This window comes from Bradyrhizobium sp. SZCCHNS30572, from assembly GCF_032484415.1.
Classification (GTDB): Bacteria; Pseudomonadota; Alphaproteobacteria; order Rhizobiales; family Xanthobacteraceae; genus Bradyrhizobium.
The window spans coordinates 307,004-330,901 of sequence record NZ_JAUESY010000004.1; the positions used below are offsets into that span (position 1 = coordinate 307,004).

A 23,898-nucleotide genomic window follows, 5' to 3' on the forward strand; every position below is an offset into this window, starting at 1 on the left:
TGGCGACAACCGAACCACCTGCGTCATCTATCCGCATTCGCGCGTCTCCCCGTCAATGGCGACAGTGCTGCTTTGGCCGGCGCATATCGTCAGCCGTGCAGCCCATTCGGTGAACTCCGAGCGGCATTGTAGGACGTCAGCCAGCCGCTGATCCGGAATATATTATGAAAATACTGTTGGGCGGCGCAGCGACAGTCAGGACATGCCGCTCGCGCGCAACGCCGACGCCACTGGCTGGAAAAACTCCTCAGTGATGTAATGGTCCTGGGCGATGCGGCGATCGAGTTCCGCTGCAAGGTCTGGATTGCGCAGACGAGGAATGCCGAGCTCAGTGGCAGCTTCGGTGAGGTTGTGCGCGCGGACGGAACGTCCCTTGCACACAAGCCTTGGGACCTGTGTCTCACCCGGAACATAGCGCAACCCGACCATCACATCGTCGCCCTCAATGACCAGTGTTGCGCTTTCGATTCCTCCCCGCCCTCCCCCGTGCGCCAGCGATTGACGCTGACGGCGTTGTGCGGAGCGCACCTCCGGCAGGCCCTCCTGGTCTCTCCGCTCGCGCTTCGCCTCGCTTCGTGTCATCCGCATCTCGCGCATGAACAGTCCGCGCTGCAAGAGAACGTCGATAAGGCCGCCCACCATCAGCACGACGATTGCCGCGACGACGAGCGGTGCCATCACCGCCCCGATCACCGGCGCGAGGCACGAAAGGCCGCATCCTGGCGTGTGAACCAAGGAGTTGAGCGACATCGCGAGGACGAAAACCGAGATCGTGACGAGCAGGGTCGTCTTGACCAGACTCTTCACCAGCTCGATCAGGCTCTTGAGCGCGAAAATTCGCTTCAAACCCTTTGCGGGATGCAAGCGCTCTGCGCGGGGCTTGATAGGGTCAAGGCTGAAGACGATCCCCTTGGTGACGGCGACGTTGACGACGAGGGACATTAGGACGACGATGGCCGCCCCCCTTGCAAGGTATGGCACGGCGGCTTCGTACATCATCGTTCCGATCGTGCCCGCAGCTTCCCGAAACGGTTGCCCGCCCGCATCGCCCACGAGCATCATGGCTCCCCGTAGCCGCGCGAAAAGCTCCGGCAAGATCAGCCAGAGATAGAGCAGCATGGACGACAGGCATGCACCGGCGACCATATCGGTGCTGCGAAAGACCTGTCCCTTTTCGCGCGCCTTACGTAACTTCCGCTCGCTCGGAGGCAGCGTCCGCTCCTCAGTGCCGCCATCCTCACTCATCGCAGGAACTGCCCTAGCTGGTCCAGGATTCCGGTCAACTCTCCAAGCTGAGTACCGAAGTGATCGAGCAGAACGGCCGCATAGGGCGGCAGAACCAGGAAATAGACCAAGTTGCGCGCCGCCATCGAAAGATCGAACACATTCAACTGCGGTGCGAAACGGGCGATCACCATCAGCGCGAACATCGCAACGAACATGGCCGCCAGCACTGGGAATGCCAGGATCAATGCCAACTGCAGCACGCGGACGAGCATTTCCAGCGCCAATAGGCCGCTCTCCGCGCGTAGCAACGGCGCGAGCTCAATGACCGGCCAGAGCCTGTAGCTGCCATAAAGGGCTTCGACGACGCTATGAAAGCCGTCGGCTGCGACGAACAGAACCACCGCAGCGAGCATAAAAAGCGTGCCAGACGCGGTGGACTCGGTCATGGCGTTGGGATCCTGAAGCTGGGCATCGGGGGCCTGACGTTCGTAGTCGAGCAGGTCGCCCGCGACCTCGGCGGCCCAGAACGGGATCCCAAGCAGCAGACCAAGGAGCCCTCCGATGATCGCTTCCTTGAACCCGACCGCGACCAATCGCAATGTTTGCGTGCCGATCGGAGGAAGCACCTCAACAAGTCCGGTCATGACCGGTAGCGAGATCGCGACCACGAAGGCACCACGAATCAAGCCGGTCAGCCCGAGGCGAACAAACACCGGAAAGGTCATGACGAAGGCGCTGGGACGCGCGATGGCGAGCGCCAACGAAAGAAGATGACGGAAGACGAGATTGGCCCCCGCCTCGATGCTGTCCAACGGCATGAGGTCAAGCCCCATCGCCACTCCGCGTCGCCCATGTCCCTCCGAGCGCTATGAAGGGAAGGCCCGTCAACGCGTCAGTGCAGGAAAATCCGCAAGGATCTGATCGGCATATTGGATCAGCGGTGCCGCCAACACTGCGCCGAACACCGCCAGCGTGGCCACGACGGCAATCAGTTTGATCGTCTGCGGCAGCACCTGATCCTGAATCTGGGTTGCGGCCTGAAGAATTGAGACGAAGAGGCCAACAACCATCGCCACACCCAGGGGAGGCATGGCAAATATGAGAACGACCGTCAGACCCCTGACCAGATGATCGACGATTGTCGCTTGGCCCATTGCTTTCCCTCCCCATCTCGCAGGCTATCCGTAACTCAACACCAGGCCATGCATCAGCTTGGACCAGCCCTCGACCATCACGAACAAGAACAACTTGAATGGGACGGAGATCGTCGATGGCGGCACCATCGACATGCCAAGGGACATCAAGACCGCGGACACCACGAGATCAATCGCGATGAAGGGCAGATAGAGCAGGAAGCCGATCTCGAAGGCGCGCTTGAGCTCCGAGCTCATGAAGGAGGGAACGAGAATAACAAGATCTTCGCTCGATAGCTTGGCTCTGCTGCTATCGGGCCATAAGCTGCCGGTGGCAGTGACGAAAAACTCCCGCTCCGCGACCGTCGTGAACCGGCTCAGATGTTCGCGAATTGGCTGGCCTGCCCGCTCAGCAGCATCTTTCCAGTCGGTAAAGGTTTGAAACTCGCTGGGACGATCATTGACGCGCTCATACACGGTCTCCACTAGCGGCGCGCTGACATAGGCCGTCAGAACCAGCGCAATGGCATAGAGCACGAGGTTTGGAGGCGTCTGCTGCACTCCCAGCGCGTTCCGGATCAGGAACAGGACCACGGCGATCTTGACGAACGATGTCATCGTCACGACGACAAAGATGATAAGGCCAAGTCCGGCGATGACCGCGAGAACAGCGAACAAATTGAACTGGGTCACGGCTTCAGCTCATTCGTGATTGAACAATCTGGCGATCCGCACGCCGAGTGCCTCGCCGATCCTGACGATCTCGCCCTGCCCGATCCGCCGATTCCCCGCGTGAATCTCAATTGCATGTCGCGGATCCCGACCGAGATTGAAGACATAGCCGGGCGCGATCATGCGCAACTCGCCGAGAGGTATCTCGAGCTGGCCGATCTCAAATAGGAGCTTGATCTGGAGGTCGTCCAGGCTCACATCGTCTGCGCCTGTATCGACGCTTTCATGTGCCGTCATGTCCACAGCCGTCCAATGATGATGAAGATCGCCTCTGATCTGGTGCAACGTGTCCACCACTGTCGCGTCGCTTCCCTCGAAGCGGCATGAGGTGAGACGACGCTCGCCGAAGACGGCGGCGACGCGTCCATCCGGCATCGCGTGTTCGACGATCACGACGTCTCCCGGCCGTAAGCTCGCAAGCAAGCGGGCGCTGACGCGCGTAACACCAAGCCGGAAGGCCGCGCAGATCGGAACTCCGGCGGCAGCAGCCGGACCCAATGCTTGAACTTGATTTGCCAAACGGGATTCGTATGGCTCTGGTAAAGACAGGTAAGCACTGAACGATCGTTCGCCAAACCTGCCGCGACACAGGATTCCAATCGAGTCCGGAACGCTGCCATCGAAGGAAGCATGCGTGAGGGTGACGGGGAGGCCGAGCGTCTCCTCGATTGAATCAAGTATGGCGGCGCAGGCGAACTCGATCAGAAGCAGCAGATCGGGCTCGGCGAGCGTAGTTCGAGGCGGACCATCAATCGCCTGCAGCGTTGCATCGATCACCTCGACAGGCAGACTTACGGCGCATGGATCACCGCCGATCGTAAAATGCAGACGACACGCCGGCCGGCTCGAAACGCCCGAGGAGGCGCCCGAGAAGGAAATCCGCAGCGGCAGACCTGCCAACTCGCAGGTGAGTTCAGCCAGCCGCCGACACCAACGACGGGCACGTAGAACATCAGCAATGGATAGCACGTCCGGATGAAATTCGGTGATCTCACCGTCAGGCGCTCCGCGCCTGCGAGCGGGGAATGGCGCGTTCATGCTTGCCGCCCCGCCGCCCTGCCGTCCGAATTAGCCATCTCCTCTAGCAACGTCTCACGGTCCTCGCGACGGCGACGTGATTGCTGCGATAACTCATCCCACTTGCGACGCCTCCGATGAGCCTTCACGAATTCGAGGCGTAGACCCTGAACTTCGTTACGCGCATGGTCGAGCGTACGGATGCTCGCAAGGCGCTGCTCGGCAAGCGCCATTGCCAGCGACTCGAGGCGCCTGAGTTGCGCGTCAAGTTGGGTGATCTCCCGCGCGGAAATTGGACGCCCTACCATCTGCTGGTAGATCTGACGTTCGCGTGCGCCACGCGCCGCTGCTTGCAACGCGAGCGCATGATTGATCTGCGTCAGTTCCGCAGCCGCTTCGACCTGTGCCTCCACGCCGCGCTGAAGCGCGGAATTCGCCCGCCGCTCCCTCTCTCCGAGAACGATCCGCATCCTGCGTATGCGCGTGAGCAGTGGATCGTACCTCATGACGCGAGCTGCTCGAGTTGATGGATCGTGCGATCCCACGGAACGACCTCGCCGAGGCCCTGCCGCAGAAAGGACTTGATAGCATCCTGCTTGGCGATCGCCTCATCGGCGATCGGATCGGATCCGGCCTTGTACTCCCCAACCTGCAGCAGGAACTCAAGCTCTGCATAGCGAGCTATGAGTTCACGCACCCTCCTGGCTGCAGAGCGATGACGGCTCGTCACGACCTGATCCATGACGCGGCTGAGGCTGGACACGATGTCAATCGCAGGGAAATGCGCCGACTGTGCGAGCTTAGGTGACAACGCGATGTGCCCGTCCAGAATGCTGCGCGTCTCCTCCGCGATCGGATCCGCGGTACCATCCCCCTCAACCAGCACGGTGTAGAATGCAGTGATTGAGCCGGCGACTCCGGGACCGGACCGCTCGAGCAACTCGGGCAATGCCGCAAACACCGACGGCGGAAAGCCCCGGCGCGTCGGCGGCTCGCCCGCGGCCAGTCCGATCTCACGCAATGCCCTCGCAAAGCGAGTGACACTGTCCTGCACCAGGAGCACGCGTGCGTTGCAATCCCGGAAGTACTCCGCGATCGTCACGGCGACATAGGCAGCCGTGACGCGCTCCGTCGGCGGCCGGTCGGAGGTTGCGACAATCACGACTGATCGCGCCCGAGCCGCTCCGGCCAGGCAGCGCTCGACCATTTCTCGAACTTCGCGCCCACGCTCGCCAATCAGTGCGACAACGCAGACGTCGACGTCCGCGTTCTGGACGATCTGGGCGACAAGCGACGATTTGCCCGCGCCGGGTTCGCCATAGATGCCGATCCGCTGCCCCTCGCCGCAGCTGAGCAGACCATCGATCGCCCGGATACCAAGTGACAAAGGGCCGTCAACGAGCCGCCGTGCCAAGGGCGCCGGCGCAGCTCCGCGGACTCGTCGAATCTGGTCGAACTCGGGCCATCCTCGTTCCTGAACGTCGAGAGGGCGCCCGAGCCCGTCGACGACGCGGCCGAGCAGCGCTGGCCCAACCATGATGCCGAGGGCCTGCCTTGTCGAGACGACTTCCGTTCTTGTTGAGAGACCCGCCACGTCTCCGAGAGGCGTCAGCAACGCGACTCCGCCTTCGATGCCCACGATCTCGGCCCGCAGATCAGGCGAGGCATGGGCAGAACGGAGCAAACAGATATCGCCAACACGCGCATCGGGAACGATCGCCCTGATGAGGGTCCCCGACACCTGAATCACGCGCCCGCGGATCGGGCGCAGTTGCGAACGGCCTGCAGCTTCACGCAACTGCGGCAGGATTCGCGCGAGTCGGTGCGTGGCAGAGCCTGCCGGCATCATGGCTCCACGCCCTCGAAACCGGCACGCAGCGCCAAGGCGAGCTGCTCCAGTTGAGCGTCAACGGAAACATCGATCTGCCCGAACTCGCTCCAAAGCATACAGCGCCCCGGCGCAAACTGCGGGTCGGACACGATGGTGAGCTGGTCGGCCCCATCCTCCAGCAGCGTCGCCACTCGTACACGGATGGACTCCATCTCCTGCGGCGCAGTCATCAGCACGAGGGCCGTACCGGAACGGATCTCTTCGAGTGCTCTGGTGATGGCGCGCGCGGCGAGATCGTCCGGCTCAAAACTTCCGAGGATCTCCCTGATGATCTCGACGACGAGCGTGATAAGTTCGTCTTGCAGATCGGCGACGAAATCATCAACCGTGACCTTCGTTTCCGCAATCAGGCGAGCCGCCTCCTCAACTCCCGCGAGACGACCATCCTCAAAGCCTCTCATGCGCTGCTCTTCGAACGCGAGCCGGGCCTGCGCGGCGATCTGCTCGCATTGCCGCCGGGCGTCGGCAAGAGAGGCAGCCGCGGAAAACCAGGTCTCCGCCTCTTCGGCTCGAACCACGGGTCCGAGCGGATGGAACGTGCCGACAGGCTTGTCACTCTCGCGGGCTTTCACGGCACCATCCCATCGGCTAGAACGCGATCAACAATCTCCGGACCAAGCTGCTGGTGTCGCCGCGAGACCGAGGAGCCCAGCGGCGAGTTAATCGGAAATCGAAGAAGGATGCGGCTACGCAAGGTGGCGGGGAGTCGCCAGATTGCGGCATTGAGACATTGCATCCCATCACCTCGGATGAGGTCCGCAAGCGCAGATGGATTCGGGGGGCGATCGGGTTTGGGCGACAGATCGATATTGGCGAGCGCGACCTTGTGGAGTCGGGAATCGAATTCTCCGAGATGCTCCCGGAGCGTAGTCTTGAGGACCATGGAACGAATTGCGTGGGCATGCCAAACACCGCCGGCCAGCTCACCGACGCGGCATAGTTGCTCGCAGTCGAGAAACGCAATGCGACTGCGCGTGTCAGCGACGTCGGCTGCCGTGCAGCAATCAAGCTCGTAATGCACAACGATCCGCTCTGAGATATCTCGGTGGAGTCGGTCGCAGGCGAGTATCCGTGCGGCAAGCCCGGGCGAAACGCCCGGTACGCACGCGAGAAATCGTTCAACGCGGATGTAGCGTGCCGGTAATCGACAAAACGTGTCCATATCCATCACCGGCCAATGCCCCACCGGCGCGCCGGGTTCGCAGCCACCGCCGACCTTCGGAGCACGCAAACCAAGGGATGCTCCAGGTTGCACAAGCCTACTCATTTGCCGGCCAAGCCCACTTCAATCGCACTAGGATACGACACGCAGCGGATCACGCGCCGGCATTCGCGCCTCCCGACGCGGCGCGTTGCGTTGCGCATATCCCACGCGTGCCCGGCGCCAGAGCTGGAAGATTCCGATCGATCCCAGCAGCCCCAGCCCTACCGCGGCTGACACCTGCAGGATGAGCGGACCGTCACGCAGGGCAGATCCGTCGTGAGATAGAACGGATGCCGTCGTCTCGATCGACGTGGAAGGGCTGACTTCGACGGGATCCGAACTGCCACGCACGAAAACCACGGCCACCCTGTCGTACGTCAGTCCTTCGACACTATTGGCAATGAGGGTCTTGATCTGCGGTAGGAGCACGGCGATTTCGGCGCGCGCATCGTGCTTGATGAACACCGATGCCGCCGACGACGGAACCTGATCGTGACGCAACGGGTCTATCTTAGGCAGCACCACGTGGACTCGGGCAGAGATGACTCCGTCGATCTCCATGATCGTCCTTGCCAACTCTTGATTGAGCGCGTGAATCAACCTGACTCGCTCCTCTGTGGGTGACGACACCAGACCATTGCTTGAGAATATGCTGCCCATGTCTTCGAACTTCGCATGCGGCAACCCGGACGCATTCAGCAGCGTCACAGCGTCGGCAAATCGCTCCTGCTCGACCCTGACAGTATTGCTACCGTCCTTTGCCTGGAGTCGGTCGGCGGCGATGCCGTGGTGCAGCAGAAGGGCCATCATCAGATTAGCCTCCTTCTCGCTCAAGCGGCTATAGAGCTCACCCTTGCAACCGCTCAGCATGAACGCCAAGCCCAGCACCAGCGCCAAATTCAATCCGCGCCCTCGAGCGGCCAGCCATTGTTTGCCGCAACCGGCCATTCTCATTGTCCCTTCAAGAACGTGTTGAAGATTCGGGTCGACTCGGTCGAGATTTTCGACATCAGCGTCGCCTCAATGGCAAACGAGAATGCGTGCTCCAGCATTTGCAGGGCCTGACGGCCCGCGTCTGGCTTGTCCGCTCCCAGGGCCGTTCCGCCAATGTTGGAAGATGCTGGACCGGATGCTGCCGGCTCCGGCATGAGATTGAGCTCGGGCGCGGCATTGCGCTGGACCCGCTCGTACGAACTCTCCATCCACTCCATCACCTTGCTGCCGAGTTGGTCGACGGCGTGCTCAGGCTCCATAGGCAGTTTAGTGACCGATCTATGCAGAGCGTCCTGAAACGACTGCTGGGCGGCCGCTCCGGGCTCAACGGCTCCGAAACTGACACCAACTGTTCCGGAAGCTGTGACGCCACCCAACGGCGCAATCGTCGTCATGTCACCGCTCCATGCCGTCTCAGGACCCCTCGTGCTCTCGCCATTGCTCACTCCAAACAAATAATGACTCACAAGGACAGCCGGACCATGGCTTGCACAACAGATCAGACAGAGCTTTGCACGGCGCCCAGCGGGGCAGAGCATAATATTTTCCTAATATATTCTCCGACGCACCCGCGACCGCTGTGATTGAATGAGATGAGCTGATAGCAACAAGTACATGTGAGTTTGCTCGTGGGTACGCGCGATCAACTACACGATTGCCACGATTGTTCCGCGACAAGGTCGCACGAAGGCCACGTTTTCCCATGCGACCATTTGGCATCTCGGGTTCTGGTCCCATTGCGCAGCGTGGCTGCGATCGCGACCGTCTGCCTGACGCTCTCGGCGGCTGCAATCCACACCACGTCCGCAGACGCGGGTGAACCTGCTTGGCCGACCGAGTCCTACAGGTACACCATCGTCGACCAAGACCTTGGCAACGTTCTTCAGGAATTCGGACGGAATACCGGCCTGCGGTTAGAAGTGAGCCCGGAAGTACGGGGACGTGTGCGCGGGCCTCTGCCTGAACTCAAGGCCAGAGAATTCATCGAGCATCTATCCCGGAACTACGGGCTCGACTGGTATTTCGACGGCTTCCGGATTTATGTCACTAGCAACAAGGAAGCTTCGAGCAGGCTCGTTCAACTCGGTGCCGTGCCGCTCCAGCGTCTCGAAGCCGCACTTCGCGATCTCGCGCTCTCCGACGCGCGATTCTCACTCAGATCCATCAAGCAGGCCGACATGGCCCTGGTCTCGGGTCCCCCCCAATACATCCAAGCGGTGGAGCGTACGCTCGCAGCACTGAAGCCTCGAGCTGACCAGCCATCGTCCGTCACCGTCTATCGCGGGGAGCACGTCCAAGTGGTCAAGCTCAACGCCCCAGGCGACGTGCCATGACGCAAATCAACGGGTTCGCAAGTCCTGCCAGATCGACCGGACGGATCAAAGGAGTGTCAGAATGGCCGTAGAAGCATCGAGCATGACGACCGCGACGGCAAGCGCCCCGAGCAGCAGCGAGGCAGTCTCGGCTGAGGATCAAGCAAAGTTCGAGGAGGCGTTTCTCAGCGCAATGCCGCAGGCGGCCGCGTTCATGCTCATGACTGTTGCTCAGGACGGCATTCAGGAGATGGCATCCGTCGGCGACGAGAATAGTGCAACCCCGGATCCGTGACGGAGCATGCCGACTGACGCCTCGTTAGACCCTTTGCTCAGAACAAGACAGATAAGACATCGGATCGCAAACAAGGAGAGAGTTGCATGTCTAGGGTCAGCTCCCACGCATCATCCTCACGTGAAGCTCACACCGGTCACATGATGGGTCCGCACGGACACGCGTCGTCCTGGCCCGGCTTTGCAGGATTTCAGCCCACGCCCGGCGGGTCGTCAGCTCATCCGGCTCATCGCTGTGATGCGGGGGATTGGTGGCAGTCGTCGATGCCGCCCGCTTCGCAGCAGCAAGATCCGCGGACGTCTTCCATAGCATCGGACGTTCTTGGATTGGTCGCGGACGCAAAGACACCTGCAGACAAGGCGGCTCTGATCTCGGCGGCCATCAGCATCCTGAGGGGCGGACCGAGCCAGTGCGACGCGCGGAACAACGGCCGCGTTGCCAAGATCCTTGGTGACCTGACCCATCAGATCACGAATTCCAACGGGCCCAGCGACCCCGCCAAAGGTGAGCTGCTCGACGGGATCGCGAAGATCCTGAAGCAACTCGTGTCCGGCCCATCCCATCACCCCGGCGCGAACAGCTCGATACTCAAGACGCTGAATCAGCTCGTCAGCCAAGTCTCAGAGGCAAAGGGCCTTGACCAAGCGACGAAGAACAACATCCTCGACAAGCTTTCCTCGATCATTCTGCAACTCGCGGATTCAGGCTCGGGATCGCCATGCGACCGCTCCGCGGGACACCTCTCGGCCGACAACCATATCACTGACAGAGCTGAGTAAAGCAACGAGGACTCATTCTCGCAACGCGACGAGAGCGATGAGACCAGGACGTTGAAGGAAGCGCGAGAGGCGTACCTCACAAGGTGCGCCTCGGGACGGGATCCAAGCCGCCGCTTCAGCCGAGAGGTGATCAGCGTGGACAACGCTAACGATCACTTCCCGGCTGGAGGGCATTCCCCGACAGCCCAATCCTCAACGCAACACAAGCATAGAGAGATAAAGCGATGTCCCATTCAACAGGCTCCGTTTCTTCGACGACGTCATCGAACTCGAGCATCGATAGCGCGATCGCAAAGATGAAGAGTGCCTTCGACGAAGCGATCAAGACGAATGCCGAGATCACGACCAAGAAGACGCACTGGGGATCGATCGAGACGGTCGCGCAGCAGCGCCCGAACGTCGGCTGATCCAGCGATCGCCCTCGGACAGCTACCAACCGCTTACGGCACGGGGCGTTCGTACCGAGCGCTCCGCTGCCAACATGGCTGCTAGGTCCTGATGGAGAGGCAGAGAATGCCGGCATCACCGTCCCCATTCGAACTCACGATCCGATCGGGCCTTCATGCCGGGGTCCGGCAAGAACTCGACTCCGGGACCTATCTGGTGGGTCACTCGATGGACGCCGATGTCGTTCTCATGGATGACTGTCTGGCTCCTTTGCACGCGCGGTTCGCGCTAGAGGCGGACTGTTGCGAAATCGAAGGCACCGCAGATAATGTTCTGCTGAACGGCACCCTGCTCGGTGCCGGAGAAGCACGGTTCAGTCGTTATCCGGCCGATGTCGTTCTGAATGGAATTCAGCTCCGCTGCACCCGCAAGCGCAGAACAACCCGCTATACCTTCTTGAGGTATGGACTCGGCACCGCCGCGATCCTGGTCTGTCTAGCCCTGCTTCTGCAGGGATTTCCCGCTGGTGCGGACAAGGTGCCCGGCGATGGCGGCTATGCCACAGCTGAGCGGCTGAGATCCCCCCGCTGCGACTCCGACTGTTCGACAAAATATCCGAGCAGGCACGCGCCCAATTCGCCCGCCCCCACCCTTACCCCCGCACGACTGCCCGGCCAGGACAGAACGGGACGGGCCGGCGCGGAGCCCGGCGCGCCGGTGGCGGATTTGAACAGCGCGGCGGACGCGCTGCGCCAGCGATTGCTAACTGCGGGCCTCACGACCGTCGAGATTGTCAGCGACTCAAACGCCATCACGGCGAGAGGAAACATTGAACCCGCGGCGTTAGGCAGGTGGCGCGACATTGAGCGATGGTTCGACGGCACGTTCGGCATTGCCATCGTGTTGACGAGCCAGGTCGAGGCGAAATCTGTAAAGCGTAGCGCCCCTTTGACCGTTCAGGCGATTTGGGCCGGAAATGGGCCGTATGTCATTGATGGACGCGGTCAGAAGCTGTTCGCAGGCGCCGTTATCAGCGAAGGGTGGATCGTCGATCGAATCGAACAAGACCGGGTCGTATTGCGTCGCGGCGCAGACCTGCTCGCCGTGAGCTTGTAAGACCATGCCGCTCTGCGTTTCGATCAATGTGACGAAGGTTTCGATCCCGCTTGGATGGAACCGCAGACTATGACGGCCATTGTCGAGAGCTTGACCCGCTGGTCGAACGACAAGCGCGAGCTTCTCGTCGTCATCCTGATCGTCACCACGATCATGGCGATGATCCTGCCGATTCCGACGGCGCTCGTCGACGTCATGGTGTCCGTCAACATCGGCGCGTCGATTCTGCTGCTGATGGTGGCGTTCTACTTGAACGCCGCGGTCGAATTCTCCGCACTTCCGGCAATCATTCTCATATCCACGGTGTTCCGGCTCTCGATTTCCATCACCATTACGCGCCTAGTGCTCAGCCAGGCCGATGCCGGGTCCATCGTTCAGACCTTTGGCGAGTTCGTCGTTTCCAGCAATGTCGTGGTTGGGCTCGTGGTGTTCCTGATCATCACGATCGTCCAGTTCGTCGTTATCACCAAAGGATCTGAACGGGTCGCCGAAGTTGCTGCCCGATTCACGCTCGATGCACTGCCGGGTAAGCAGATGAGCATCGATGCCGACCTTCGCAACGGCGACATCAACCAGGCCGAGGCCCGGCGCCGCCGACGCCGGCTGGAGCGCGAGAGCCAGCTCTACGGAGCGATGGACGGCGCCATGAAGTTCGTCAAAGGTGATGCGATCGCCGGTCTCATTATCATCGCCGTCAACCTCGTTGGCGGCATCGTTGTCGGCACCGTGCAGCACAGGCTGCGTATCAGCGAAGCGATCCAGCTCTACTCGTTGTTGACGATCGGCGACGGCTTGGTCTCCCAAGTCCCGGCGCTGTTCGTGTCGATGGCGGCGGGAACGGTCGTGACCCGGGTTGCGACAGAAGCGCCGAGCAATCTTGGTTCCGAGATCATGGAGCAGATCACGTCGCAGCCGCAATCCCTGCAGCTGGCCGGTCTCATGATGCTCGGGCTGGCGTTCGTACCGGGTTTTCCGGCGCCGATTTTCCTTTTTATGGCCACCGTGTTCGGCGGCTCCGGCGTTGCGATGCTCTTGGCTCGACGGCGATCACAACGAACCTCCGGCACGGCGCAACCGTCCGACCCGTCAGAGCCCGCGAGAAGTTCGCGGATCGCTATCCCGGCGGCCAAGTCTGCACCGATCATGATCCTCGCGGAAGCCGCCTTGTGCGATGAACTGCGGAGAGCCGGCATTCATGATCGGATCAGGCGGACGCGACAGGACGTGGCAGACTGGCTCGGATGCGCCTGTCCAGGGGCGGCAGTCGACGAAAGCAGCGCCCTGGCGCCCGGTCATTTCAGGATCGAGCTGCATGGCGTGCCTCTTCTGCTCTCGTCCGGTGAACTGGATCAGCCGGCAACCCGAACGGCGGGGGGACCGGCCATCTCCGCAGTCGATGCCGAGCTGCGGCGCGTTCTTGTCCGCTATGCGCCGGAGTTCCTCGGCATACAGGAGACCAAGCGCCTGCTCAACCAGTTAGAGGCTGACTACGCCGACTTGGTGCGCGAGGCCTTGCGTGTGGTCCCTACACAGCGCATCACCGATGTCCTTCGCCGGCTGCTCGACGAGCGGGTCTCCATCCGCAATCTGCGGCTGATTCTTGAGACGCTGGCCGAGTGGGGAATGCGGGAGCAGAGCAGCGTCATGCTGGTCGAGCACGTGCGGCTGGCGCTGCGCCGACAGATCTGCTTCGAAAGCTCAGGCTTTGATCGGACCTTGCGCTGCTTCGTGCTTGATCGACAGACAGAGGAAGCGATCCGAACGGCCGTGCACGCCCTCGATGAAAACGCTCAGACGTCTCTCGATCCTGCCGTCAGCACGCGCCTGCTTGATGCGTTGACCCGGCAGCTTGCCGACGTCGATCATCTTGCCGCATCGCCGAGTATTGTACTGGCCTCCGCCGACCTGCGCCGGGTGGTCTGGACGCTGCTTGCGCCGTCCGGTCTCAATGTGGTCGTGCTCTCCTATCAGGAAATCTCAAAGGACTTTCGGGTCGAGCCGATCGCCGTCCTTGGATTGGATGAATCACGCGAGCAGGCTGAACCTTCCCCGATCTCGGCGATGCAATGAACCAGTCAACCCGCGACGACACCTGCGAGGTTTCGAGACTTGAACTATAAGACAGTGCAATATCCGTAGGAAGTACATGCGTAGCTCTGAAGGCCGGGAAACCGTGTTCAACAACCATCTGACACCGAGTGCCGGTGTTTGCAGGCGAATGGCGCTGGCTGGCAGCATCGCCGGTCTGCTCTGCGCCTGTTCGTCGCTGACCCCAGACATTGGCGGACCGGTGCCGACGCCCACGACCGCACGCGCCTCGGTCGAGGGTCGCAATCTCCCGGCCTCCACGGCAGCCGCAGCAGCTCCCGCCAACCAAGTCGCCGGGATGGAAGACAAGGACGATCGAATCAGAAAAGCGCGAAGCGAGCTCGCCAGACATCAAGCCGAGCCCGCCCTGGCAATCTTCACCAGCGTGCTCACCTCGGACCCCGAGAACATTCCGGCGCTCAACGGCCTCGGAGTGGCTCTCGACATGCTCGGCCGCCATGACGAAGCTCAGACAGCCTATCGTCAGGTGCTCGCAATCGCTCCCGCCGACATGATCGCAAGCAACAATCTGGGACTGTCGCTTACCTTGACGGGCCGGTACGCCGACGCGATGACGGTTCTGCGGCCGATCGCGCTCGGTGAGAGCGCCTCGCCTCGTGCACGCCAGAACCTCGTGATCGCTATGGCGCTGAGCGGAGATCGCGATGGCGCCGCCAAGCTTGCGCGGGTCGACCTTCGGGAAGAGGACGTGAGGCTCAATCTCGAGATGCTCTCGGCGATGCGGCGCTGACGATGGGACCGTTTCGAATTTCGCCATCCGCCTGGCTGACCTCGATCGTGGTGATCCTTACGATGCTGGTTCATTGCGCGCCGGCATCATCCAATGCGCGGCAACAGGTGCGGATCTACGCGTCTCAGGGCGAGATGCTGACCTTGCCCCGTCCGGCTTCCAAGGTCTTCGTCGCCGAGCCGGCTGTTGCGGACGTCCAGGTCGCGGCCGCCAACCGCGTCTTCGTTTTCGGCAAAAAGCCCGGCCGTACGACGCTCTTCGCGCTCGACGATTCCGGCGCGACCGTCGCGACGTTCCGGATTGCGATTGCCTATGACGAGAGTGATCTACGGCAGCTGCTGCGAGCTCAATTCGCAGACCTCGACGTCAGGCTGTCGCGGACGCCGCGCGGCGCGGTGCTGAGCGGGCTGGTGCCCAACGCCGACATCGCCGAGAAGGTCCGCTCCACCTGCGCGCAGTTCCTCGGCGAGGACGAGGTGCTGCTCAATCAGTTGAAGATCGGCGGTAGCACGCAGGTGAACCTGCGGGTCCGTATTGCCGAGGTCTCGCGCAACGCGGTGAAGCAACTCGGCGTCAACTGGGAGGCCGCAGGCTCGGCCGGTGGCTTCAGCTTTGGGCTCTCGTCGGCGGCCTCAGGGAGGATCAATACGCCGGCAAACGGCAGCTACAGCGTGACTGCCATCGTGGATGCGCTCGCTCAGGAGGGACTGGTTTCAATCCTGGCAGAACCGACGCTCACCGCTGTTTCGGGTCAGAAGGCGAACTTCCTGGCAGGCGGCGAATTTCCGATCCCCGTCGCCCAAGGGCTGGACCGCATCTCGATCGACTTTCGTCGCTACGGCGTGGGACTGGAGTTCACACCGACGGTGCTCTCCGATCGTCTGGTCAACCTGCAGGTCAAGCCCGAGGTCAGCGAGCTCTCGAACGAAGGCGCCCTGATCATGAACGGCGCCCGCGTCCCGAGCCTGATTACCCGGCGGGCGGAGACCACAGTCGAGCTCGGCAGCGGGGAGAGCTTCATAATCGCCGGACTGCTGCAGAACAAGTTCAATACCGGCCTGGACATGTTGCCGGGGCTGGGCGACCTACCGGTACTGGGGGCTCTGTTCAGGTCGACACAGTTCCGGAAGAACGAATCCGAACTGATCATCATCGTCACGCCGACAATCGTTCGCCCGATCGGCGAATCGGCACGCATACCGGTCCCGACCGACTTCGTCGGGCCGCCTTCCGAGCTCGAGCGCATCATATTCGGCCGTCTTGGAACGACCCGCCCCGGGGCAGGCCCGATTGAGGTGCCGGTGCCGGGCCGGAGATTGCGTGGCGATGCCGGCTTCCTGATCGAATGACGGTCCTCCAAGGAGCGATAAACATGGCACCGATCAGAAGCGGCCTCGCCATCGCCCTCGCGGTGCTGGCTGCAGGCTGCGCTGTGGACCGGACGGCACCGCCACCGCAGCTCGTAGGTGAGACCGTTCATTACGTCTACGATGTACCTGCAGGACGCTGTTCTGCGGCGAGTTCCGGCGTCGAACACTTCGTGGCCGCGACGGCGAATGGCCGCCCTGAAAGCGTCCGTGCCTGGATCGAAGGACCGCCGGGGCCATGCACGGCGGCGATCGAGCATTCCATCATCCGAGCCGGCGTGGATCGCTCCCGCGTCAGGCACGACGTTGCCTCGGCAATGCACCACGCGACGCGTGTACACATCGATCGCCTGCTCATCAGCTCCGTTCGCTGCCATCTGTCGGATGGCTTCAATCGCGGCATCTTCGCCGACAATGCTGCCGATCCGGCCCTCGGCTGCAGCACGGCTGCGGCCTTTGGCGGCATGGTTGCGGATCCGGAGGATCTTCAAGCCGGAAAAGGACGTAGCCGCGCGGAAGGGGAACCGGCCACCCGCGCGGTCGCGAATTTGCGCGGGGAGCAACCAACCCGTGCCGAACCAACCGGCGAGGACCACCCGCAGACCACGGCTCATCCCGCGCAATGATTGTTCAAGCCGGAGAGCTCAGCCAGTCGCCATTCCGACCTGGAGAAACTTCAGCGTCGCACGTTGCTCAAGGATAAAGCGGAAGCGATGGTGCCGTTGATCCGCAGATTTCTTGATCGCAAGCCCTCGGAGAGCTCTAATATTTTCCTGCGAAAGAGGTCGGGGGCGAAGTATCCAGAGGAGGTACGCCTCCGACTTCCACTTGAAGACGCGGTCGGGTTCGAGACAGCGGATCTCGACGTCGCAGCGTCACGGCGCGCTGGCTCAGCTATCAAGTTGTACGTGTTGGATTACGCGGCTAAGTCGCTCTCTCCCTCGGTCTCTTCGAGTTCGCTGCACGAAGACGTCGCTCCCCCCCCCAAAGGACTCTTTTTCGAGCCTGTCCGCGGCGACATTGATGACATCGGCTTTTGCAGCGGCCTGGATCGGGCTTTGGCGCAGCGACCGCCGCGCCAGGAGATCGTCCCTTACGATCACATGTGTTCGGACCGCTTCTTCTCTTTCCGGCCGGACGAGAGCGGCAGCTCACTGGGCAGCGTCGAGGTGAAGGAGGCACTGGTCTACGATCAGTACATGCGCGGCGACATCGACTTCACGGGCTTCAGGGTGACCATCTCGCTACGAGAGCAGGCCTGCCAAGCCTATCTGAGTCACGTCGGCATGCGGCAACCTGAGCTGCGCGATCGCGAGTCCTGGGATGGCCGCCTTCTCTTCCGCATCCCCTCGCGTCCTTTCGCGTTTCCCATGCCGCGCGGAAACTCCGATCCGTGGACGTTCGGAAAACGGGTGGTCGCCCCATTGCAGGTGATCGCCCGGTTCGCCTTCGACGAGATCGAAATCCAACTGCTGCGTGACGACCGAGGCCGCCGCGTGACCATGGGCGAGGCTGCGTGCGACAGAGATCCCGGCTGGCAGGCGCCCTTGCGTCTGCGGGCCTGACGCGCAGCGCGCCTCAGCCGCGCACCACGCCGGCCCGCGACTTCAGGAACTCGCGCGCGACGATCAGCTTCTGCACTTCGGTCGCGCCTTCATAGATGCGCAGCGCGCGGATCTCGCGGTAGAGGCTCTCCACGATCTCACCCTTGCGGACGCCGCGGCCGCCGAACATCTGCACGGCACGGTCGATGACGCGCTGGGCGGTCTCGGTGGCCGTGAGCTTGGCCATCGCGGCCTCGCGCGTGGTCGGCAGCTTCTGCACGTCGCGGCGCCAGGCCGCGCGGTAGGTCAGGAGCGCGGCGGCATCGGTCTCGGTCGCCATCTCGCCGAACGCCGCCTGCGTCATCTGCAAGTCCGACAACGTGGCGCCGAACATCTTGCGGCTCTGCGCATGCGCCTGCGCCTCGTCGAGCGCGCGACGGCCGAAGCCGAGGGCGGCGGCCGCCACCGAGGCGCGGAAGATGTCGAGCGTCTGCATCGCCAGCTTGAAGCCGCCGCCGGGCGCGCCGAGCCGGCGGTTGGCCGGGATGCGGCAATTCTGCAGGCGGAGCGTCGCCAGGGGATGCGGTGCGATCACCTCGATGCGCTCGGCCACGGAGAACCCCGGATCGTCGGGAAACACGACGAAGGCGGAGATGCCGCGCGCGCCGGGCGCCTCGCCGGTGCGGGCGAACAGCGTGTAGACGTCGGCGATGCCGCCGTTGGAAATCCAGGTCTTCTCGCCATCGAGCACGTAAGTATCGCCGTCCAGCCGCGCCGCGCAGGCCATCGCGGCGACATCGGAGCCCGCCTCCTTCTCCGACAGCGCGAAGGCCGCGAGCCATTCGCCGGCGCGCACCTTGGGCAGCACACTGGCGCGCAGCTCCGGCGAGCCGCCGAGCGCGATGGCGCCGGAGCCCAGTCCCTGCATGGCGAAGGCGAAATCGGCCAAACCGTCGGCATAAGCGAGCGTCTCGCGCGACAGGCAGATCGCGCGTGAGTCGATCGCGCCGGCATCCGCGTCGGGCGCCACGACGGCGCTGTCGAGCAAGCCTGCGGCACCAAGCGCGCGAACGATCTTGCGGCAGGCGGTGTCGACATCGCCGTGATCGACGTCGTCGAGAACGCCCGAGCCGACGAAGCGGTCGAGCTGGTCGCACAGAGCGCGGTGACGCGACTCGAAGAACGGCCAGTCGAGCCAGTCGCGGGGGATCACCTTCGCCGAAACACTCATGACAAGACCTGTCCGCCAATTATTTTAAGTATAAAATAATTGGCGGAGGATCGATCTGTCAAGCTTGCGGCGGCCGGGCGCGCCGCCGCATTCGCTCACTCCGCCGCCCTGCCGAGCTTGCCGAAGGCGCGTGTCGGGGCCGGGAAGCCGCAGGAGGTGCCGTCGGTGACCTTGACCTGGTCCTCCCACGGCAGCCGGTAGGTGCCGGCGACCATGTCGTGCATGAAGGTGTAGGGACAATCCATCGCGCCGCCTTTCACCGCGACATAGCCGCGGTGCCAGAGCTGGTAGATGTTGTTCTCGACGCCCCAGTTGATGCGAGCCTCGCGCACGAGATCGGGGCGCACCTCGGCGGTGATGATCTCGTCGGCGCGCCCCGTCGTGCCGTGCGCGATGATGCTGCCGTCGAAATTGACGATCATGCCCTCGCCCATCGAATCGAACGAGCCGTCGGAGCCGCACATGCAGACATTGGCCGTCACCATCAGGTTCTGGAACGCATTGGCCTGATTGGTGAAGCGCCAGCTGTCGCGGATCGGCGCGGTGTAGCCGGCGGTGCGGATCATGATTTCGGCGCCCTTGTAGGCGCATTCCCGCGCCATCTCCGGGAACATGCCGTCATGGCAGATGATGAGCGCGATCTTGGCGCCGCGCGGTCCCTCGATCACGGGTATGCCGAGATCGCCGGGCTCCCACGGCTCGACCGGAATCCACGGATGCAGCTTCCGGTAATACAGCTTGATGTCGCCGCGGTCGTCGATGATCAGACCCGAATTGTAGGGGTTGCCGTCGGGGTTGTGCTCCATGATCGAGAAGCAGCCCCAGATCTTGTTGTCGATGCAGGCCTGCCTGAACGCGGCGACCTCCGGCCCGTCGAGCCGGCACATGATCTCGGGATTGGTGTCCATCGACAGCCCGTGTAGCGAGTATTCCGGGAACACCACGAGATCCATGGTGCCGAGATTCCGCCGGGCCTTGCCGACCATCCAGACGATCTTCTCGGTCTGCCGCGCGAGGTCGTCCTTGGTCACAACGACCGGCAGCTGCAGCTGCACCAGGCCGATGACCACGCCGTTGTCGGATTTATTGAGACCGCCTAACCCGTTCATGCCGGACCTCCCTGGATGTCGCCACTGCTCGAGACGTTGCTCGAGACAACCACGATTTCACGAGAGCCGCGCGCCGATATTTCAGCCCGCCATTTGCCGCTTGCTGAGGCAGCGGTCGCCGGCGTTTCGAGAGTCAGACGACGGATGATCGTTGCAGGCGCGCTTGGAACCGCGTCAGCGCGCGGCCGAAAACGGCCGCCTCACCGGTTGCGCGCGCCAGCACCAGTGCACCCTGGATGCCGAGCACCACCTCCTCGGCGCCGTCGGCGGCCTGTGCCGCCGGCCAGCCGTCGCGGATCAGCGCATCGCGCAAGGCCTCGATCCAGCGTGTGAAGTAGCTGGCGATGGCGGCGGCGAAGCGATCCCGCGTCTCGTCGAGCGCGAACGCCCCGACGAGGCAGACGCGTCGGCCGGAACGGAAGTAGTCGTCGACGCCACGCCACATCCGCGCGATCGACTGCTCCGGCGGATCATCGCGCAGCGGCGCATAGATCTCGCGCTCGAACCAGGCGTCGACATGCGCCAGCACCGCCCGCCCCATCTCGTCCTTCCCGCCTGGAAAGAAGTGATAGAGGCTGCCTTTGCCCAATCCCGTCATCTCGGTGATCCGGCTGAGCGAGGTGCCCTCGAAGCCGAACTCGCGGAACACCTCGGCAATCAGCGGGATGACGTCGGCGCGCTCGTTGAGCGTCCGCATGGCTCTCCCTGCGTCAAAGTCCCAAGTCGGTCAGTCCGGGATGATCGTCCGGCCGGCGCCCGAGAGGCCAGTGGAATTTGCGATCGACCGCCTTGATCGGCAGGTCATTGATGCAGGCGTAACGGCGCTGCATCAGCCCCTGCGCGTCGAACTCCCAGTTCTCGTTGCCGTAGGAGCGAAACCAGTTGCCGCTGTCGTCGTGCCACTCATAGGCGAAGCGCACCGCGATCCGGTCATCGCTGTGGGCCCAGATCTCCTTGATCAGGCGGTAGTCGAGCTCCTTGGCCCATTTGCGGGAGAGGAAGGCGACGATCTCGGCGCGGCCGGTGATGAACTCGGCCCGATTCCGCCACCGGCTGTCGGGGGTGTAGACCAGCGACACGCGCTCGGGGTCGCGGCTGTTCCAGCCATCCTCGGCCATGCGCACCTTCTGGGTGGCTGTCTGCAGCGTGAACGGCGGGGCGAGAGAGCTCACGGGACATCTCCTTGTGTACTGTACTGTATAGTATAGACTATACCGATCGGTACACATCGTCAAGCCTCAGATGTCGAGCGGAGCTCCAGGCACAGGCTCGGCCGTGCGCAATCCGCGTCGACGCGCGAGGGCCTACTATCCCTGCGGTGCCCCTCTACCAAATGTGCGCGTCGCGACAGTCAGGACCCTTGTGTGCTCAACGGAAATTCGATGATCTGCTAAGGGAACCGACCGCGCCGCGGGGGCGACACGGTCCGTCGGCCACACTTTTGGGGATATCGGACATGTCGATGCTCACGCCGCATGGCGAGTGCCTGCTGTGGACACCTGAGCTGATCTGGGTGAACACGGTGTCCGACATCCTCATCTCCTTCGCCTTCTTCACCATCGCGTTCGTGCTCGCCTTCATCGTCTATCGCCGCCGCGACTTTCAGTTCAGCTACATCTTCTGGGCCTTCGCGCTGTGGGTGTCCGTCTGCGGGCTGACACGGCTGATCGAGGTGCTCACGATCTGGGTTCCGGCCTACAGCCTGGAGGCGGCCACCAAGGGCTTCCTGGCCTTCCTGTCGGTCGGCATCGCCGCCGCGCTGTTGCTGCTGCTGCCGCGGGTGCTGACGATGCCGTCCCGCGCCGAGCTGCGGAACGCCTATGCGCAACTCGAGGAGGAGACGCGGCAGCGGCGCAGTGCGGAAGCCATGGTCCGGCGGTTCCAGGAGATCGAGGCCACGGAGGCGCAGGTGCGGCAGGCGCAGAAGATGGAGGCGATCGGCCAGCTCACCGGCGGCGTCGCCCACGACTTCAACAACATCCTCACCGTGATCACCGGCACCATCGAGATCCTGGCCGAGGCGGTCAAGGACCGGCCGCAGCTGGTGCAGATCACCAGCCTGATCAACTCGGCGGCGGCGCGCGGCGCCGACCTGACGAAGCACCTGTTGGCGTTCGCCCGCCGCCAGCCGCTGCAGCCGCGCAGCGTCGACATCAACGGCATGGTGGTCGACACCGCGCGCCTGCTGCGCCGGACGCTCGGCGAGCAGATCGAGATCGAATCCATGCTGGCGCACGATTCGGCGCCGGCGATGATCGACCCCAGCCAGCTGTCGACCGCGATCCTGAACCTCGCGCTCAACGCGCGCGATGCCATGCCGAACGGCGGCAAGCTCACGCTGGAAACCAAGAACGTGCTGCTCGACGCCGCCTATGCGCGCATGAACCCGGAGGTGATCCCCGGCAACTACGTGATGATCGCGGTCAGCGACACCGGCGAGGGCATTCCCGCCAACCTGCTCGACAAGGTGTTCGAGCCGTTCTTCACCACCAAGGACGTCGGCAAGGGCGTCGGCCTCGGCCTCAGCATGGTCTACGGCTTCGTCAAGCAGTCCAACGGTCACATCAAGATCTACAGCGAGCCGGGGCACGGAACCTCGGTCAAGCTGTACCTGCCGCAGGCCAATGCCGATGCCGATGCGGCACTGTCGACCATCGGCGCCGAGGGCATGGAGCGCGGCGACGAGACGATCCTGATCGTCGAGGACGATTCGCTGGTGCGCGAATATGTCATCGCCCAGATCAAGCGGCTCGGTTACACGACGCTCGCGGCTAGCAAGGCCGACGAGGCGCTGGCGCTGATCGACAGCGCGACGCGGATCGATCTTTTGTTCACCGACATCATCATGCCCGGCGGAATGAACGGCCGCCAGCTCGCGATCGAGGCGCTGAAGCGGCGTCCCAGCCTCAAGGTGCTGTACACGTCGGGCTATACGGAGAACGCGATCGTTCACCACGGCCGCCTCGATGCCGGTGTGCTGCTGCTCACCAAGCCGTATCAGAGCGCCGATCTCGCACGCATGCTGCGGACCGCCCTGAACTCTTGACCGTGCGATGCGCGACGCATGATCCGGCCTGCAGGCGCGCGCGTTTCCGGGCCGGTGATGCGCACCTTCTTGCGGAGCTGAGGGACTTGAATGGCTGAGATGTTTTCACGCGGGCTGGCCGCCGTGCAGGCCTATGCGTCGGCCGATGACCCGCAGTCCGACATCGCCGCCAAGGTCGCGCTGATCATCGTCTCCAACCAGCCGTTCTATCCGCTCTATCTCCATGCCATCGTGGGCGCGGCGGCGTGGCCGGCCTGGCTGACGCTGCTCACGACGCCATTGTTCGCCAGCGTGCCGATGCTCGCGCGGCGCAATCCGTTCGCCGGCCGCGCCTTGATGGTCCTGACCGGCACGGCCAACACGGTGTTCTCCGTCAAGCTGTTCGGCGCGCAGAGCGGCGTCGAGCTGTTCCTGCTGCCTTGCGCCCTGCTCGGCGCGCTGCTGTTCAGGCCAGCGGAGCGCCTGATGTCGTTGCCTTTGTTGGGACTGCCATTCGTGTCCTATCTGCTGATCGATGCCCGCCTTGGCGCGCCGCTGATGAAGGTCGCCAACTCCAATTACGGGTCGCCCGTCGCAATCAACGCGACCAGCGTCGGCGCGCTGACGGCCCTGATCGGGATCCTCGCTGCCGGACGCATGGCGACGCAGTAAGGCGCAGCAAGCCCGCCTCGTCCC

26 protein-coding genes are annotated in these 23,898 nt (G+C 63.0%); 11 read left to right on the plus strand and 15 right to left on the minus strand.

Annotated features, from left to right (window positions below; genetic code table 11):
* Positions 1-195 precede the first annotated feature (195 nt).
* From QX048_RS12570 to QX048_RS12620, 11 genes are all read right to left on the minus strand, one after another.
* A complete protein-coding gene (locus QX048_RS12570; RefSeq protein WP_315715076.1) occupies positions 196-1,245 on the minus strand; it encodes an EscU/YscU/HrcU family type III secretion system export apparatus switch protein in 1,050 nt (349 codons plus the stop codon).
* Entirely contained in the window at positions 1,242-2,060 is an 819-nt protein-coding gene (sctT, locus tag QX048_RS12575) for a type III secretion system export apparatus subunit SctT (protein WP_315715075.1), read from the minus strand. Before sctT ends, QX048_RS12570 begins: the two co-directional genes overlap by 4 nt.
* A 51-nt stretch (positions 2,061-2,111) precedes the next feature.
* On the minus strand, positions 2,112-2,381 hold the full coding sequence (gene sctS, locus QX048_RS12580; protein ID WP_315715074.1) for a type III secretion system export apparatus subunit SctS: 270 nt from the start codon (positions 2,379-2,381) through the stop codon (positions 2,112-2,114).
* Between the two features lie 24 nt (positions 2,382-2,405).
* On the minus strand, positions 2,406-3,053 hold the full coding sequence (gene sctR / locus QX048_RS12585) for a type III secretion system export apparatus subunit SctR (RefSeq protein ID WP_315715073.1): 648 nt from the start codon (positions 3,051-3,053) through the stop codon (positions 2,406-2,408).
* A gap of 9 nt (positions 3,054-3,062) precedes the next feature.
* The gene (gene sctQ, locus QX048_RS12590) at positions 3,063-4,130 is read right to left on the minus strand and encodes a type III secretion system cytoplasmic ring protein SctQ (RefSeq protein WP_315715072.1); all 1,068 of its coding nucleotides are present in this window, start codon (positions 4,128-4,130) and stop codon (positions 3,063-3,065) included.
* The gene (locus QX048_RS12595; RefSeq protein WP_315715071.1) at positions 4,127-4,579 is read right to left on the minus strand and encodes a hypothetical protein; all 453 of its coding nucleotides are present in this window, start codon (positions 4,577-4,579) and stop codon (positions 4,127-4,129) included. Before QX048_RS12595 ends, sctQ begins: the two co-directional genes overlap by 4 nt.
* A 32-nt stretch (positions 4,580-4,611) precedes the next feature.
* Positions 4,612-5,955 carry a FliI/YscN family ATPase gene (locus QX048_RS12600; RefSeq protein ID WP_315729338.1) on the minus strand — a complete coding sequence of 448 codons (1,344 nt, stop codon included), beginning with the start codon at positions 5,953-5,955 and terminating at the stop codon, positions 4,612-4,614.
* Positions 5,955-6,572, minus strand: a complete 618-nt coding sequence (gene sctL / locus QX048_RS12605; protein WP_315715069.1) for a type III secretion system stator protein SctL — start codon at positions 6,570-6,572, stop codon at positions 5,955-5,957. Before sctL ends, QX048_RS12600 begins: the two co-directional genes overlap by 1 nt.
* Positions 6,569-7,231, minus strand: a complete 663-nt coding sequence (locus tag QX048_RS12610) for a SctK family type III secretion system sorting platform protein (RefSeq protein WP_316200466.1) — start codon at positions 7,229-7,231, stop codon at positions 6,569-6,571. Before QX048_RS12610 ends, sctL begins: the two co-directional genes overlap by 4 nt.
* A 63-nt stretch (positions 7,232-7,294) precedes the next feature.
* The gene (gene sctJ, locus QX048_RS12615) at positions 7,295-8,152 is read right to left on the minus strand and encodes a type III secretion system inner membrane ring lipoprotein SctJ (RefSeq protein WP_315715067.1); all 858 of its coding nucleotides are present in this window, start codon (positions 8,150-8,152) and stop codon (positions 7,295-7,297) included.
* A 2-nt stretch (positions 8,153-8,154) separates the two neighbouring features.
* A complete protein-coding gene (locus QX048_RS12620) occupies positions 8,155-8,592 on the minus strand; it encodes a hypothetical protein (RefSeq protein WP_315715066.1) in 438 nt (145 codons plus the stop codon).
* Between the two features lie 351 nt (positions 8,593-8,943).
* Here QX048_RS12620 and QX048_RS12625 point away from each other — a divergent pair, with 351 nt between their 5' ends.
* The 9 genes from QX048_RS12625 (at position 8,944) to QX048_RS12665 (ending at position 17,858) form a co-directional block, all read left to right on the plus strand.
* On the plus strand, positions 8,944-9,531 hold the full coding sequence (locus QX048_RS12625; protein WP_316173581.1) for a nodulation protein NolW: 588 nt from the start codon (positions 8,944-8,946) through the stop codon (positions 9,529-9,531).
* A gap of 61 nt (positions 9,532-9,592) precedes the next feature.
* A complete protein-coding gene (locus tag QX048_RS12630) occupies positions 9,593-9,805 on the plus strand; it encodes a hypothetical protein (protein WP_315715064.1) in 213 nt (70 codons plus the stop codon).
* Positions 9,806-10,131: 326 nt separating this feature from the next.
* Positions 10,132-10,584: a hypothetical protein gene (locus tag QX048_RS12635; RefSeq protein WP_315715063.1), complete on the plus strand. Its 453-nt coding sequence runs from the start codon at positions 10,132-10,134 to the stop codon at positions 10,582-10,584.
* A 513-nt stretch (positions 10,585-11,097) separates the two neighbouring features.
* The gene (locus QX048_RS12640) at positions 11,098-12,087 is read left to right on the plus strand and encodes an FHA domain-containing protein (protein ID WP_316200465.1); all 990 of its coding nucleotides are present in this window, start codon (positions 11,098-11,100) and stop codon (positions 12,085-12,087) included.
* Between the two features lie 69 nt (positions 12,088-12,156).
* Positions 12,157-14,157 (plus strand): flagellar biosynthesis protein FlhA, encoded by a 2,001-nt coding sequence (locus QX048_RS12645; RefSeq protein ID WP_315715061.1) that lies wholly within the window; start codon positions 12,157-12,159, stop codon positions 14,155-14,157.
* 148 nt (positions 14,158-14,305) lie between these two features.
* Positions 14,306-14,926 (plus strand): tetratricopeptide repeat protein, encoded by a 621-nt coding sequence (locus QX048_RS12650; protein WP_315715060.1) that lies wholly within the window; start codon positions 14,306-14,308, stop codon positions 14,924-14,926.
* A gap of 62 nt (positions 14,927-14,988) precedes the next feature.
* Positions 14,989-16,275 carry a type II and III secretion system protein family protein gene (locus QX048_RS12655; protein WP_315768101.1) on the plus strand — a complete coding sequence of 429 codons (1,287 nt, stop codon included), beginning with the start codon at positions 14,989-14,991 and terminating at the stop codon, positions 16,273-16,275.
* Between the two features lie 23 nt (positions 16,276-16,298).
* Positions 16,299-16,919: a hypothetical protein gene (locus tag QX048_RS12660; RefSeq protein WP_315715058.1), complete on the plus strand. Its 621-nt coding sequence runs from the start codon at positions 16,299-16,301 to the stop codon at positions 16,917-16,919.
* The gene (locus QX048_RS12665) at positions 16,920-17,858 is read left to right on the plus strand and encodes a hypothetical protein (RefSeq protein ID WP_316200464.1); all 939 of its coding nucleotides are present in this window, start codon (positions 16,920-16,922) and stop codon (positions 17,856-17,858) included.
* A 13-nt stretch (positions 17,859-17,871) separates the two neighbouring features.
* On the opposite strand, the gene QX048_RS12670 is transcribed toward QX048_RS12665, so the two are convergent.
* From QX048_RS12670 to QX048_RS12685, 4 genes are all read right to left on the minus strand, one after another.
* On the minus strand, positions 17,872-19,068 hold the full coding sequence (locus tag QX048_RS12670; protein ID WP_315715056.1) for an acyl-CoA dehydrogenase family protein: 1,197 nt from the start codon (positions 19,066-19,068) through the stop codon (positions 17,872-17,874).
* A 95-nt stretch (positions 19,069-19,163) separates the two neighbouring features.
* A complete protein-coding gene (locus QX048_RS12675) occupies positions 19,164-20,177 on the minus strand; it encodes a formamidase (protein ID WP_315715055.1) in 1,014 nt (337 codons plus the stop codon).
* Positions 20,178-20,310: 133 nt separating this feature from the next.
* The gene (locus QX048_RS12680) at positions 20,311-20,874 is read right to left on the minus strand and encodes a TetR/AcrR family transcriptional regulator (RefSeq protein WP_315715054.1); all 564 of its coding nucleotides are present in this window, start codon (positions 20,872-20,874) and stop codon (positions 20,311-20,313) included.
* A 13-nt stretch (positions 20,875-20,887) separates the two neighbouring features.
* A complete protein-coding gene (locus QX048_RS12685; RefSeq protein WP_315715053.1) occupies positions 20,888-21,349 on the minus strand; it encodes a nuclear transport factor 2 family protein in 462 nt (153 codons plus the stop codon).
* A gap of 284 nt (positions 21,350-21,633) precedes the next feature.
* On the opposite strand from QX048_RS12685, the gene QX048_RS12690 reads away from it, so the two are divergent.
* Positions 21,634-23,223 carry an ATP-binding protein gene (locus QX048_RS12690; RefSeq protein WP_315715052.1) on the plus strand — a complete coding sequence of 530 codons (1,590 nt, stop codon included), beginning with the start codon at positions 21,634-21,636 and terminating at the stop codon, positions 23,221-23,223.
* A gap of 90 nt (positions 23,224-23,313) precedes the next feature.
* Positions 23,314-23,874, plus strand: a complete 561-nt coding sequence (locus tag QX048_RS12695) for a hypothetical protein (RefSeq protein ID WP_315715051.1) — start codon at positions 23,314-23,316, stop codon at positions 23,872-23,874.
* Positions 23,875-23,898: the final 24 nt, after the last annotated feature.

Bases quoted from the DNA above. Each gene is read 5' to 3' on its own strand.
- QX048_RS12690 (WP_315715052.1), top strand. From the start codon at position 21,634: ATGTCGATGCTCACGCCGCATGGCGAGTGCCTGCTGTGGACACCTGAG.
- QX048_RS12620 (WP_315715066.1), bottom strand. From the start codon at position 8,592: ATGACGACGATTGCGCCGTTGGGTGGCGTCACAGCTTCCGGAACAGTT.
- sctT (WP_315715075.1), bottom strand. From the start codon at position 2,060: ATGGGGCTTGACCTCATGCCGTTGGACAGCATCGAGGCGGGGGCCAAT.
- QX048_RS12595 (WP_315715071.1), bottom strand. From the start codon at position 4,579: ATGCGGATCGTTCTCGGAGAGAGGGAGCGGCGGGCGAATTCCGCGCTT.
- QX048_RS12650 (WP_315715060.1), top strand. From the start codon at position 14,306: ATGGCGCTGGCTGGCAGCATCGCCGGTCTGCTCTGCGCCTGTTCGTCG.
- QX048_RS12570 (WP_315715076.1), bottom strand. From the start codon at position 1,245: ATGAGTGAGGATGGCGGCACTGAGGAGCGGACGCTGCCTCCGAGCGAG.
- QX048_RS12630 (WP_315715064.1), top strand. From the start codon at position 9,593: ATGGCCGTAGAAGCATCGAGCATGACGACCGCGACGGCAAGCGCCCCG.
- QX048_RS12655 (WP_315768101.1), top strand. From the start codon at position 14,989: ATGCTGGTTCATTGCGCGCCGGCATCATCCAATGCGCGGCAACAGGTG.
- QX048_RS12645 (WP_315715061.1), top strand. From the start codon at position 12,157: ATGACGGCCATTGTCGAGAGCTTGACCCGCTGGTCGAACGACAAGCGC.
- QX048_RS12695 (WP_315715051.1), top strand. From the start codon at position 23,314: ATGGCTGAGATGTTTTCACGCGGGCTGGCCGCCGTGCAGGCCTATGCG.
- QX048_RS12670 (WP_315715056.1), bottom strand. From the start codon at position 19,068: ATGAGTGTTTCGGCGAAGGTGATCCCCCGCGACTGGCTCGACTGGCCG.
- QX048_RS12660 (WP_315715058.1), top strand. From the start codon at position 16,299: ATGGCACCGATCAGAAGCGGCCTCGCCATCGCCCTCGCGGTGCTGGCT.
- QX048_RS12600 (WP_315729338.1), bottom strand. From the start codon at position 5,955: ATGCCGGCAGGCTCTGCCACGCACCGACTCGCGCGAATCCTGCCGCAG.
- QX048_RS12640 (WP_316200465.1), top strand. From the start codon at position 11,098: ATGCCGGCATCACCGTCCCCATTCGAACTCACGATCCGATCGGGCCTT.
- sctS (WP_315715074.1), bottom strand. From the start codon at position 2,381: ATGGGCCAAGCGACAATCGTCGATCATCTGGTCAGGGGTCTGACGGTC.
- sctQ (WP_315715072.1), bottom strand. From the start codon at position 4,130: ATGAACGCGCCATTCCCCGCTCGCAGGCGCGGAGCGCCTGACGGTGAG.
- sctJ (WP_315715067.1), bottom strand. From the start codon at position 8,152: ATGGCCGGTTGCGGCAAACAATGGCTGGCCGCTCGAGGGCGCGGATTG.
- QX048_RS12680 (WP_315715054.1), bottom strand. From the start codon at position 20,874: ATGCGGACGCTCAACGAGCGCGCCGACGTCATCCCGCTGATTGCCGAG.
- QX048_RS12675 (WP_315715055.1), bottom strand. From the start codon at position 20,177: ATGAACGGGTTAGGCGGTCTCAATAAATCCGACAACGGCGTGGTCATC.